Origin of the sequence: Fructobacillus ficulneus, from assembly GCF_001047075.2 — a bacterium.
Classification (GTDB): Bacteria; Bacillota; Bacilli; order Lactobacillales; family Lactobacillaceae; genus Fructobacillus; species Fructobacillus ficulneus.
Genome location: NZ_DF968005.1, coordinates 353,415 through 366,104 on the forward strand (window position 1 = coordinate 353,415; position 12,690 = coordinate 366,104).

Below are 12,690 nucleotides of genomic sequence, written 5' to 3' on the forward strand. Positions count from 1 at the left end.
GCTTGGAATATTTGGACTTAATCTTAATCCACGCGCCCAAGCCTTGGGCCGACTACACCGGGACCGATGGCTTTGCGGCCGGTAACCTAGCCGCTTGGCAGGGACTAGAAGCTGCTTACCAAGCCGGCAAGGTCCGAGCAATCGGGGTGGCTAACTTCGATCAAGCCGATTTGCAGAACTTGTTGGATCACGGGACCGTCGCACCAATGGTCGACCAGGTCTTGGCTCACATTGGTAAGACACCCTTGGACCTGATTGACTTTGCCCAGAATCATGATATCTTGGTGGAGGCTCATTCACCATTTGGCCACGGGGACTTGGTGTCTAACTCGGACTTGCAAGCAATTGCTGGGACCTATGGGGTGACGGTGCCGCAATTGGCCGTTCGCTACTTATTGCAATTAGGGCTGGCACCATTGCCAAAGGCGACGAGTGCTGACCACATGCGGTCAAATGCGGCAATCGACTTTGTGATTTCAGATGCCGACATGGCTAAATTAAAAGCCTGGACAGGCTTCCATTATTCGGACGAAACTTCGGTCTTCCCGGTTTACCAAAAGTAAACTTTGTTTACGGGGGTCAGAGCTGGAAAAATTTTTATATGAAGATGACGATCAATTTCGGTTGAAGTTGACCGTTTTTTATTTGCCAGGAGTCCTTGGTATAATAGAGGAAAATTCGATCTAGTGGGTGCCGGTTGGCGCTGATGATACATAGGAGAACAGGAATGCTTTACACAGCGACCTACAATTCAATCCTTGGTGAGATTATTCTGGTCAGTGATGACGAAGTCCTTGTGGGTCTCTGGTTCCAGGACCAGCCTAAGCCTCAGCTTGACCTTAGTGAAGCGGAAGTTACTCTTAGCGAGACTGAACCAATTCGGTTGGCCCGGATTTGGTTGGACCAATATTTCAAGGGCGAAAATCCAGCAGTCGATTCGGTACCAATTGGTTCAGCAGGGACGGCCTTTCGCGACGCCGTCCGCCAAGAACTTGTGCAAGTACCAATGGGGCAAAGAATCTCTTACCGTGATCTGTCAGATGCCTTGCAAAAAGACCAGACGGTTAAAGCCAATAAGTCGCGAGCCGTCGGTAATGCCGTAGGTCATAATCCAATCTTATTGCTGGTACCTTGTCACCGGGTGGTTGGCAGTGATGGGTCAATGACAGGCTATGCTGGTGGTCTGGACCGAAAGAGGGCCTTGTTGGAGATGGAAGAGGAGTGGCAAGGATGAAATGGGTCAATCGAATTCAGATAGGATTGTTTTATTTGATTCGGTGATGGAAAATGCCTATCAATATTCTTTTTTGGAATATATGGGTACGCATTTAAGTAGTTTTATGTATTATAATATTTATAGACAAGATTTAAGTATGTCGTCTAGATTGCTCTTGTCCATGTCTAAGGTTGCGGAAAACCTAGGGGATTCTTGTTGGACTTCGGGTGCCAACCCAGCTAACTCATGGCTATATGTGAGATTCTTGTCAGACTTCGGGTGCTGACCCAGGGCGCTCCTACCTTTAAAATTTCCGCATACATAATCGGGATTTGTTAAATCAGAGTTTTTATTTTGGTAGAAAAAATGGATAAGGATTTTTCAACAAAAGAGAAGCAAAACGATATTTTAAAAAAATGGCAAAGGGCTGCTGATTTTTTTGATGAAAATTTTACTAACCGACTTGTTAGTTATTGCTATAAAAAAGATGGTGCATTTTATGAAATAACTATACGATTTCAAAAGCATAATTTTCAACATTTAATGGGGATACATTATGACAGGGGAGCATCAAGATTTTGGTCGCATGTTGTAAAGGGAAATGTTGATTTTTCATCTGTAAAAGTTAATAGCTACAATGCTAAGAAGTATAAGCCATATAGTAATGATAAACGTTCAGTTTTCGTTAAAAAACTGAATGCATTGCAGGATTTAGATAGTCTTATAAAGAAGCAAGTCAGAATTGTCGAAAGTGGAAGAATTGGAAACGTTGTATTTGAACATTTGATCCGTTCTCATAGGGTGACTATAGCTTTAGCGACCAAAAGAGAAAATAACAGTGTAAGTGAATATATTTTGTCTAATATTAATTTGGATAACGAACTATCATCAAAGCATAGGGGATATCCCGTCATAAATCTGTATTCTTGCAATCTTCAAGGTGGCGATGAAAAATTTTACTTTTGATTGTTTGACTTGTATCCTATAGTTTGTGGTGATTCTTCAAAATTAAGATAAGAGTCCACCTGTTAAAAATCCAATTTTTCTGCTTGCTTTGGAGTGAACTCCAAGGTGTATCCTAGTTTTTGTTCTAAAAAATAGGAGAGCAAAAACAGGATGTTTAAAACGAAAAACGAAAAAATTATTTTAACCCTCGTCTTAGTCAGTTACCTGATTACGATTTTGGATAATTCGATTGTCTTTACTGGGACAACCAAGATGGCGGCTGACTTACACCTTTCCGCTGGATCATTAGCCTGGGTTCAGACCGCCTATGCTGTGATATACGGCAGTCTCTTACTTTTGGGTGGTCGCTTAGGTGATTTATTTGGTCGCAAGGGGGTTTTCCTAACCGCCATGGCGCTGTTTGGACTTGGTTCTTTGTTGGTTGGCTTGAGTACGAACGCAGTGATGATTATTTGTTCTCGTGCCTTTCAGGGAATTGGCGCGGCCATCTTAGCGCCAACAACCTTGGCGGTCTTGATGGACGCCTTTCAAGGACCGGAACGAATTGCGGCTGTTTCGGGTTATGGTTCAGTTGCGGGAATTGGTTCAGCACTTGGCCTCTTAGTCGGTGGGGCCTTTGCGACCCTGGGCTCATGGCGGGATGGCTTTTTGATGAACGTTCCGGTAGCTATTTTGGTTTTGATTTTAGGCCTGGCAGCCTTGCCCCACGTTAGTCGGTCAAATAACCAAGAGCGAAAACTCGACCTCCCCGGCACAGTCGTTTCGGTTTTGAGTATGTTTTTACTAGTCTATACGGTCAACGGGGCGCGATACCCGGTTGTGACTTTCTTACTGGCTGTGGCCGGGCTGGGTGCCTTTATCTATATCGAAAAGAAGTCGGCCAATCCCTTAATGCCCTTATCTTTATTTACCAGTCGTGAACGGGTCGGAGCCTATCTCCTGCGGTTCTTATACCTGGGAGGAATGCTCGGCTTTTGGTTTGTGACCCCACAGTTGATGCAGAACGTTTGGGGCTGGTCGCCCTTATTGGTGGGCTGTGGGTTCTTGCCACTATCCCTGGTCTATTTTGTAGTGGCCCTCCAGGTACCACGGTTAATCCGCCGCTTTGGTAATACTCAGCTTTTAATTATTGGCGTTGGGTTAACCTTGATCGGCTTTATCTGGCTGACCCTTTACCACGTGAACTTTGGTTATTGGCTAGGCATCGGCCTGCCAATGACCTTACTGGGAATCGGTCAAGGACTGGCCTTTAGTCCAATGACCAATGCCGCGATTGCCGGCACGACTGGTCGAGATAATGGGGCGGCCTCTGGTATTTTGAATACTGTCCACCAAATTGGTGGGTCACTAGGACTTTCCGTGATGGTTGTCTTAGGTAACCGCCAACCAACCGCCGTCGCAGCCTACCACGTGGCCATGGTGGTCTCGGCTTGCTTATTGGGTGCTGGATTCTTAGTGACGGTCTTCATTTTGCCCAAAAAGTCCGACTCGGAAAATTAACGTCCGCCATCATGTCGGTCATCTCGGTAGAAAATTTTGAAGGTAATTTGTATGAATGTGAAAGAAACAAGTCAATTAACTGGGATTCCAGCTGATACCATTCGCTACTATGAAAAAGAGGGACTAATTCCCAAAATTGACCGTAACGAGGTTGGTAACCGAGAAATCGATGAGAAAATTATCCGTCGGCTAACATTTGCTAAGAATATGCGGGCGGCCGGTATGTCGGTCAAAGCTCTGCGGGAATACATTCGTCTCGTTGACGAAGACCGCGATAATACTGACAAGCAAAAGGCAGTTTTACGGGAACAAATGACTATCATGTTAGCCAAGCGAGCCGATATTGATTATGCCGTTGACCACCTGCAATACAAGCTCGACCATTACGAAGATCATTTGAAGAAGACGGAAGAGGGCTGGCGGGACTAAGTTAAATGCGCCACTGGTTAACCCCTAAAACAAAAAATTCAAACTAGTTAAAAACAGTCACCGTCATGATAGCGGTGACTGTTTTTAATTTGCCTTGAATTTACTGTTTACAAATGTAAACTCAAGAACTATACTAAAGAAGTTGTTTACAAGTGTAGACTAAAAACCGAAAAAAGGAGGAAAGCCCATGAATAAGATTACGGATAGTGAGCAAGTGATTATGCGGATTGTTTGGACTAAGGGCCAAGCGACCGGGCGGGAAATTATTACGGATGCTCAGGCCGCACACCAATGGTCGATGTCGACTATCAAAACTTTGATTCGCCGGTTGACGGACAAGGAAATGCTGGCAGTGGATCAAAGTACCTCGCCATTTACCTATACGCCACTCGTTGCCGAAAGCGATGCTACTGATGATTTCGCTCAGCAGTTTTTTGATTCAGTTTGCAATGCCTATAAGGGAACGCTCCTAACCGGTTTGCTGGAGTCAGAACCATTGAGCAAAAGTGATATTCAAAAAATGCAAGCGGTTTTGGCTGAACGTTTGCCTGATGCACCGGACCAAGTGCCTTGCAACTGTCTCCATAGCGATATCGATGAGTCTTGTGCGATGACGGCTAACCATGAAGGAGGACACCATGGATAAACTGATTGTATTAATAGCAGGTCTGGCCTTGATTGCCTTTATCCTTTGGTGGTTCTTCGGCCATCACGAGGTTGACCAGGCGGAGGCCAAAACAGTGGCTGACCACCAAGCGGTTGCCATCGAAGTGAATGGTGGGTACTCACCGGAACGAGTGGTCTTGCAACAGGGAGTTCCGGCCACATTGACCTTCACCAGAACAGATGCTTCATCCTGCCTGGACCAGGTGGTTTTCGCTGATTTCGGGATTAATCAGGACCTGCCAGAAGGACAACCGGTTGCCATTGAGATTAATACTGACCAAGCCGGCGACTTTACCTGGGCCTGCGGGATGGATATGTTCCGCGGTCAGATAGTAATTAAATAATGTTTTAAAATTAACGATAAAAACATAAGTTTACATATAAAAAGGAAGATATTATGACAAAGAATAACGAACAAATCATCACAGTTGACGGCCAATACCAACCAAACGTGGTTGAATTTAACCAGGGCGAAGTTGCTAATCTAACTTTTAAGCGCGTCAGTGACCGTGGCTGCCTCGGTGCCGTTCAATCGCATGACCTTGCCTTCTCAGCCGACCTACCATTGAACGAAGCTGTGACCTTTGAAATCCCAACTGACCAAAGTGGTGAATTTGAATTTGCCTGTGGCATGGACATGGTTAAGGGCAAGATTGTCATCAAGTAAGCGGGTTTTGATTTAGAATTTTGATTTAGTAGAGGAGGGCGCCATGCACTTAACAATTAAGCAGCGGTTTGGGATTGCGGTCGTCTTTTCCTTGCCGATGGTAGTACAAATGATTTTGATGCCAGCCGGAATTGATTTTCTGGGTGGGCCGGTTACGGAATGGGTCCTGACGACCGTCGTGATGGCCGTCGCAGCCGGACCCTTTATCAAGAGTGCCTGGGCATCCTTTAAAAAGCATAACTCCAACATGGATACTCTGGTGGCCATCGGAACCGTGACGGCTTACTTCTATAGTATCGGGGCCATGGTTGAAGGCCAACCGGTCTTCTTTGAAGGCGCGGCGTTGGTCGTGACCTTCATTCTCTTGGGCCAGGTCTTTGAGGAACGAATGCGGGCTCAGGCCTCCGGTGCGGTTGATAAGTTGCTCGACCTCCAAGCCAAGGAAGCCGAAGTTGTTCGGAACGGTCAAACCATCACCATTCCAGTTGAAAAAATCGTGGTCGGTGATATTGTCCGGGCCCGGCCAGGACAAAAGATTGCAGTTGATGGGACTGTTGTCGAAGGAAAGACGGCGGTTGATGAGTCGCTGGTCACCGGCGAAAGTTTACCCGTTGAAAAGCAGGTTGGCGATGCCGTGATTGGTGCTAGCATCAACCAAAATGGGACAATTCTGATTCGGGCCGAAAAGTTGGGGTCAGATTCGCTCTTGGCCCAAATCGTTGATTTGGTTAAATCGGCCCAAAATAGTCGGGCGCCAATCCAGCAACTAACCGACAAGGTCTCAACGGTCTTTGTCCCAGTCGTGCTAGTGGCCGCGATTGCGACCTTCTTACTCTGGTACGTGGCCTTCGGCGTTTCTCTGGGTACGGCGGTTGTCTTTGCGGTTTCCGTTTTGGTCATTGCCTGTCCCTGTGCCTTAGGACTGGCAACTCCAACAGCCTTGATGGTCGGGACCGGCCTCACAGCCCGCCATGGAATTTTGATCAAAAATGGTGAGGTTCTGGAAACTGTTTCGGCCGTGAAGACGGTTGTCTTCGATAAGACCGGGACGATTACCGTGGGTCAACCAACCGTGACCGATGTGGTCGGCGAGGAAGAAAGAGTTTTGTCAGTCGCCAGCCAATTGGAAGCTGGTTCTGAACACCCATTAGCTCAGGCCATTCTTGACCGGGCGAAAGTATTCGGGCAAATCAAGGTCGAAGAGGTTAACGGTTTCGAGGTCCTTCCCGGACAAGGCGTTCAAGGGCAGACCTCAGCTGGACCGGCCTTTGTTGGTAACCAACGTTTCTTAGACCACCAGCAAATGAACCCAGACCTAGCCGTTTCATTCAAGACGCTGCAAAACCAGGGCAAGACGGTTGTTCTTGTGGGTCTGAACCAAGAAGTGATTGGTCTGATTGCCATTCAAGATGCACCAAAGGCCCAATCCCGCCAAGCCATGGCAACATTAAAGACCCGTGGATTGGAAACGGTCATGTTGACCGGGGACAACCAGGCGGTTGCTGAAGCGATTGCCCAAGAAGTTGGCATTGACCGCGTGATTGCAGAAGTTATGCCCGCCGAAAAGGCGGCCCACATCCAACAATTACAGGAAGTGGGTCCGGTCGCCTTTGTTGGTGACGGGATTAATGATGCGCCGGCTTTGGCGACCGCCGATGTCGGAATTGCCATGGGGTCGGGGACGGATGTTGCCATCGAGTCTGGTAATATTGTTCTTGTCAAAAATGACCTGACTGATGTGGCTACTGCTATTGATCTTAGTGCCAAGATTTTCAAACGAATTAAGCTCAACCTATTCTGGGCCTTTATTTATAACGTTCTCGGACTACCAATCGCCGCTGGTCTTTTTTACGGCCTCGGCTTTGTCTTGAGTCCCGAACTGGCCGGCCTAGCGATGGCCATGAGTTCTTTGTCGGTGGTGACGAGTTCACTGCTCTTGAACCGGACCAAGGTGAAAACCACGCCGGCAACAATTTGAATACTTAACAATGAAATGGGCTTCGGTCCTTCATCCATTAAATTAGCAGGAATGCCTTTCTAAAAAGAAGCATTCCTGCTTTTTACTTGCAATTTTTCAAAACCGGTGTAAGATAGATACAGTTGACCGTTCGAAACGACACGTCATATCGAACGGTGGCGCGAGAAACGATTCAACCAGGAAGGAGCTAATTATGTATGATTTATTAATTTTGTCATTGCTGTCATCACGATCGATGTCAGGGTACAAATTAGCGACAGTTTTAGGTTCGACAGTGGTGCCACGGCGAAAGATTTCAAATGGGGTTCTGTATCCCGTCTTGAACCGGATGGAGAAGGCAGGTTATATCGAAGGATATGACTGTCATAGCCGGAACGCTAAGGTTTTTGACATCACGGATGCTGGTCAGGACTACTTGTTAGACCTGATCAATAAACCTGTTGGCCAAGACGGTAATCGGGACAATGCCTACTATTTCAAGTTTCGTTCATTTTCCTACCTGGAGAATGATAAGAAGGCTGAAATTTTGACGGACTACCGCAATGCCGTTTTGACGGATAAAAACATCTATGCCGAGTTAGTCCAGCATTACCAGGACGAAACCAAGGATCACCCGGACCGTGAGGATTTTTACCAATGGGGCTTAAAAACCATTGAAATGAAAAACCAAATTGCCGATACGAAGATCGCCTGGATTGATAGTCGCTTGCAAGAACTTGGAGGGAAAGAAACACATGAGTGATACACAAGAACACGGGTCAAAGCGCTGGATAGCGTTAATTGCCCTTTCATTAGGGGTCTTTATGGCCCTGCTCGATGTCAGCATCGTCAACGTGGCCTTACCCACGATGGTTAAGAGCTTCAATACCACTTTTAGTAACGTTCAGTGGGTGATTAGCTCATACACGATTTCATACGCCGTAGTCATTTTGGTTCTATCAAAGTTGGCCGATATGTATGGTCGCAAAAAGTTATTCTTGGCCTCAATGGTCATCTTCGTCATTGCCTCAGCCGCTAACGGTTTGGCACCAAACCTTTTGGCCTTGGATATTGGTCGAGCAGTTCAAGCCATCGGTGGTGGTGGTTTGATGACCGTTGCCATGGCCTTGGTTGCTTCAATTTTCCAGGGTAAGGAACGGGGACTGGCCATGGGAATCATGGGTTCAGTCATGGGACTTTCAACCGTTTCTGGTCCTTTGATTGGTGGTGCCTTGTCAGAAGCCTTTGGTTGGCCCGCAATTTTCTACGTGAACGTACCCTTGGGTATCTTCGCTGCTGTCTTGGTTTGGTTGACTGTTAAGGAAACACCAAGTTACGGCCAGGGACAAAAGATTGATATTCTCGGAATGGTCTTGTCCGCCGTGGCAATTTTCTCAGCCGTTTACGGTTTGATTCAAAAGGAAGATAACCCACACTTGGCCTGGACTGACCCAAAGATTGCACTTTGGTTGGGTCTTGCCGCAATCTTCTTGGTTGTTTTCATTTTCGTCGAATTAAAATTAAAGCATCCAATGATGAACTTGAAGCTCTTCAAGAACAAGAACTTTGTCGGTGCCGTGGTTGTGGCCTTTGCCCTTGGTTCAGCCATCTACGCCATGAACGTCTTCTTGACTTCATTGATGCAAAACTACATGGGTTACTCAGCCTTCAATACCGGCTTGCGACAAATTCCAATGACAATCTGGACTTTGATTTTGGGCCCTGTGACGGGTTACTTAGGTTCACATTTCTCAGTTAAAAAATTAATTTCTGGTTCATTATTGATTGCCGGTTTGGGCTACTGGGCTTTTGCCAGTGCCATGACAAGTAGCTTGTCATATGTTGACTTGTTGTTGCCATTAACTTTGTTGGGAATTGCCAACGCCTTAATCAACCCATTGTTGAACAACGCTGGGTTGGCTGGTGCCAAGCCGGAAGAAATCGGGATGACTTCTGGTTTGATCAACGTCTTCCGTCAATTGGGAATTTCATTTGGGGTGGTAATCCTCGGATTGACTCAAACTAACCAATATGATTCATACTTGAACGGCCACTTTGCCTTGCACGGTATGGGTGCCAATGTTGTCGCATCGATTAAGCATGTCTTTGTGGAAGCCGGACCATTTGCTAGTCACTCGGTCGCCTTCTCAAATTCATTTGCACATTTCCCAATGATCGGACAAGTCCAACATGTTGTTGAAGGAGCCTTCTTCGCCGGAATGAGTGGTTTGTCCTTTACAGCGATGGCCATTGTTTTGGTCGGTGCTGTGGTTTCCTTCGTACTCTTGCACGACGGAGAATCTGCTAAAAAGTAAGCTCAATAAGGGAGATTGTCATGTCATTAACTGCTAGTCAAAAAGTTCAAACAATCCGAGAGTTGCAAGCCAATTTTGCTTTGTTGGATTTGCCACTATCAACAGTAGCGGCCGACTTAAAGACGACAACTGACCACCTCGAAGCTGTTTTAAATCTGGAGGTTGCCTTTATCGAGGAACCCTGGATTTTAAAGGAGTATCTGGCAAGGCAGCTAAAGGAGCGTGACATTCAACCGGTGCCGTATACGGCACTGGTTGGAAATCCCGCTGATTACTGGTTTTTAAATCAAAAGTGAATTCGCTTAGGCCAATTAGCGGCCAAATAAATAAACGACCTTACCGAATCAAACCGGTGAGGTCGTTTTTGCATATTAACTATTTTTTTGATTGTGGCGGTTAATGAGATAAACCAAGGCTACCGGAATAAGAATCAAAGGGATAAAGACCGGCCAAACGCTAACTTGGTTTTGGGTGGCCATTTCATGGTCAACTAGCAGTTGATAGAGAAAATTACCAGAAAAGACAAATAGGGCTGTTGCTGCCAATGCGATTTGGTTAAACCGTCGAGTAACTTGATCAATGTCTTGGTACTGAAGTGGTAAGCAATACAGGGCAATGAATGTCATGCTCAGGCTAAGCAGTAGGTCAACGCGGAGTGGGTGTTGACCTGAATTGTAAGACTGCATCAATGCATTCATTGGTAGGGCCGCTAAGGCAAAGAATAATTTTGGACTGCGACGTGTTTGGTTTAACATAGAATAAATACTCTCTCTAAAAATTATTTCTAGTTCATTTTATCATACTCAGAAACCGCTTTCAAAGCCGATTTTTGGGCATTTCTCAATTGAAAAATTTATATAAAAATGAAAATTAAGGCCGGATTTGATTTTAATTTTAAAAATATTTGAAAATATGCTTGCGTTTTAGGGTAAAGGTTGTATAATTCAGTTTAAGGAAATGGCCGGCCGTTTCCACAAAGCGAATACCTTGGAGCTACTGTCTATGAAGAACAACTTTTCTCGTAACGTAACTTTGAGCTCACGCTCAAAAAATCCAAGTAACTATTTGGCGAATGCCGAGGCCTTGCAAGAGTTCGCGTTTATGAAACGTTTTGACTCCGTGGTGAGTCCAGGATAGAATGGAAGCGTTCCACGTCAATAACCGTCTATTACACATTTAATTAATTACATTTTTTTGCCGAGTCACGCTAACCGAGAGGAAGCGTGGCTCTTTTATTGTTAATTGAAGAGTTTTAAATTTATCCTTGACTATTAATTCTCATGGTGTTTTAATATAGCTATTCAAGGAAGTGAAAGACTATGACAAAAAACCTAACACAGAACAATTCACGAATTATTATCAGCATTATCATTCCTTAGGGTCGGTGTGCTGATACTTTATTGTGCGCCTACCCGACTAAAGAAGGTAGGCGGCTGATGTTTGGTTTTAAGACCAGCTGCAATTTTGCGGCTGGTCTTTTTCTTTGTTAAAAATCAATTGCTTAGTTGAGAATTGGTACTAGAAGAGAGAGGTACGGAAATGAAAGATGAAAAATTGTCACGAAAACAGCTGTTCTTGCTGTCGTCATTGATTTTTGGGATGTTCTTTGGAGCTGGAAATTTAATTTTTCCGGTTCAATTAGGACAAAATGCCGGTCATAATTGGCTTCCAGCAACTGCCGGTTTTCTGTTAACTGGTTGCGTGGTGCCATTCTTGGCGATGCTGGCGGTCAGTATGACCCACAGTAAAAGTGTTTACGATGTTGCTGCTCCGGTGGCTCCTTGGTTTGGGACAGTGGTTTTGGTTGCTGTTCACATGACGATTGGTCCTTTATTTGGAACTCCCCGTACAGCAGCGACAGCATTTTCGATGGGGGTAAGTCCCTTCGTGAGTGCTAAGTACCAAAATTTGGCCATGTTTCTGTTTTCAGCAGCGTTCTTCGGACTGGCTTACTTCCTCACAGTTAAGCAATCAAGCCTAATGAAGTGGGTTGGTAAGTACCTGAATCCGCTTTTCCTAGTTTTATTAGTTGTCTTACTAGTTTTGGCTTTGGTTCTACCAATGGGTAGTCTTCACCAAAGCGTTGGCACAAGTTATCAAAGTAATGCCGGCTTCCAGGGAATCTTGGATGGTTATAACACAATGGATGGTTTGGCTCTCTTAGCTTTTGCTGTCACTGCAGTTTATGCCGTTCGCCATATGGGTTTTGAAGGGAAGTCAGTTTCAAAAGTCTTGGCTAAGGCTGGTCTTTTGAGTATCTTCTGGGAAGCTTTGCTTTATGTTGGTTTGGTTTTGTTGGGAGTTTCAAGTCTCGGTAAGATGTCTGTTGCTGCCAACGGTGGAACAGCCTTTAGTGATGTAGTCACTCATTATGCGGGGAACTTTGGTGTCTTAGCAACAGGGGTCTTAGTAACTTTGGCAGTCTTCACAACAGCAATGGGGCTCTTCGCTTCCTTTGCCCAAGACCTACACCGGGCCTTTCCAAAGCTATCATACCTTTGGTGGCTTCGCTTGACAGCTGTGGGATCATTCGTCACTGCTAATGCTGGTTTAACGAACATCGTCAAGTGGTCTGTACCTGTATTGATGCTCCTTTATCCATATGCTTTAGCCTTAATTACTCTGGGTGTTTTGAACAAATGGGTTAAGCAGTCCCCATATTTGTACCGATCAGTCATGGCCTTTGTAACTGTCCCAGCCTTTCTGGATTGTTTAGCTAACTCACCATTGTTAAGCATGACCACAGTTAACACCGTAGTCAATGATTATCACCAGTACTTCCCATTCGCTGGAAACGGCTTTGGTTGGGTTGTGCCTGCCTTAGTCGGTGCGGCTGTTGGCTTAGTTTGGCAACTTGTTGGTCAAAGAGAAGGGGCAACAGTTAGCCAAACTGAAGACCAAGAGGAAAGTAAGTTAGCTTAAATTAAGACAGTGTCCAATAAGCAAGTAAAAAAGACGTCCCAGTTTAACTGGG

14 protein-coding genes are annotated in these 12,690 nt (G+C 45.5%); 13 read left to right on the forward strand and 1 reads right to left on the reverse strand.

The window, feature by feature from the left end:
• The 12 genes from AOQ29_RS08205 to AOQ29_RS06305 all read left to right on the forward strand — a co-directional run.
• Positions 1–563, forward strand: a 563-nt coding sequence (locus AOQ29_RS08205; RefSeq protein WP_061993624.1) for an aldo/keto reductase family protein, incomplete at its 5' end; no start/stop codon positions are given.
• Between the two features lie 164 nt (positions 564–727).
• A complete protein-coding gene (locus AOQ29_RS06255; RefSeq protein ID WP_061993625.1) occupies positions 728–1,234 on the forward strand; it encodes a methylated-DNA--[protein]-cysteine S-methyltransferase in 507 nt (168 codons plus the stop codon).
• 348 nt (positions 1,235–1,582) lie between these two features.
• On the forward strand, positions 1,583–2,182 hold the full coding sequence (locus AOQ29_RS06260) for a PBECR4 domain-containing protein (protein ID WP_061993626.1): 600 nt from the start codon (positions 1,583–1,585) through the stop codon (positions 2,180–2,182).
• A gap of 150 nt (positions 2,183–2,332) precedes the next feature.
• Positions 2,333–3,682 (forward strand): MFS transporter, encoded by a 1,350-nt coding sequence (locus AOQ29_RS06265; protein ID WP_061993627.1) that lies wholly within the window; start codon positions 2,333–2,335, stop codon positions 3,680–3,682.
• Positions 3,683–3,733: 51 nt separating this feature from the next.
• Entirely contained in the window at positions 3,734–4,111 is a 378-nt protein-coding gene (locus tag AOQ29_RS06270; RefSeq protein ID WP_061993628.1) for a MerR family transcriptional regulator, read from the forward strand.
• 187 nt (positions 4,112–4,298) lie between these two features.
• On the forward strand, positions 4,299–4,757 hold the full coding sequence (locus AOQ29_RS06275) for a CopY/TcrY family copper transport repressor (protein ID WP_061993629.1): 459 nt from the start codon (positions 4,299–4,301) through the stop codon (positions 4,755–4,757).
• Positions 4,750–5,121: a cupredoxin domain-containing protein gene (locus AOQ29_RS06280; protein ID WP_061993630.1), complete on the forward strand. Its 372-nt coding sequence runs from the start codon at positions 4,750–4,752 to the stop codon at positions 5,119–5,121. The genes AOQ29_RS06275 and AOQ29_RS06280 overlap by 8 nt, the downstream gene beginning before the upstream one ends.
• Positions 5,122–5,174: 53 nt before the next feature.
• Entirely contained in the window at positions 5,175–5,444 is a 270-nt protein-coding gene (locus AOQ29_RS06285) for a cupredoxin domain-containing protein (RefSeq protein ID WP_061993631.1), read from the forward strand.
• Positions 5,445–5,487: 43 nt separating this feature from the next.
• Positions 5,488–7,422, forward strand: a complete 1,935-nt coding sequence (locus tag AOQ29_RS06290; RefSeq protein ID WP_061993632.1) for a copper-translocating P-type ATPase — start codon at positions 5,488–5,490, stop codon at positions 7,420–7,422.
• A 193-nt stretch (positions 7,423–7,615) separates the two neighbouring features.
• On the forward strand, positions 7,616–8,164 hold the full coding sequence (locus AOQ29_RS06295) for a PadR family transcriptional regulator (RefSeq protein WP_061993633.1): 549 nt from the start codon (positions 7,616–7,618) through the stop codon (positions 8,162–8,164).
• Positions 8,157–9,716, forward strand: a complete 1,560-nt coding sequence (locus AOQ29_RS06300) for a DHA2 family efflux MFS transporter permease subunit (RefSeq protein ID WP_061993634.1) — start codon at positions 8,157–8,159, stop codon at positions 9,714–9,716. The genes AOQ29_RS06295 and AOQ29_RS06300 overlap by 8 nt, the downstream gene beginning before the upstream one ends.
• A gap of 20 nt (positions 9,717–9,736) precedes the next feature.
• Complete coding sequence (locus tag AOQ29_RS06305) at positions 9,737–10,012, forward strand: DUF2316 family protein (RefSeq protein ID WP_061993635.1); 276 nt, start codon at positions 9,737–9,739, stop codon at positions 10,010–10,012.
• A 75-nt stretch (positions 10,013–10,087) separates the two neighbouring features.
• Here AOQ29_RS06305 and AOQ29_RS06310 read toward each other — a convergent pair whose 3' ends face one another.
• Positions 10,088–10,471 carry a hypothetical protein gene (locus AOQ29_RS06310; RefSeq protein ID WP_061993636.1) on the reverse strand — a complete coding sequence of 128 codons (384 nt, stop codon included), beginning with the start codon at positions 10,469–10,471 and terminating at the stop codon, positions 10,088–10,090.
• 784 nt (positions 10,472–11,255) lie between these two features.
• Here AOQ29_RS06310 and brnQ point away from each other — a divergent pair.
• Positions 11,256–12,638, forward strand: coding sequence for a branched-chain amino acid transport system II carrier protein (gene brnQ / locus AOQ29_RS06315; RefSeq protein WP_061993637.1), 1,383 nt, complete (start codon positions 11,256–11,258; stop codon positions 12,636–12,638).
• The last annotated feature ends 52 nt before the right edge of the window (positions 12,639–12,690 follow it).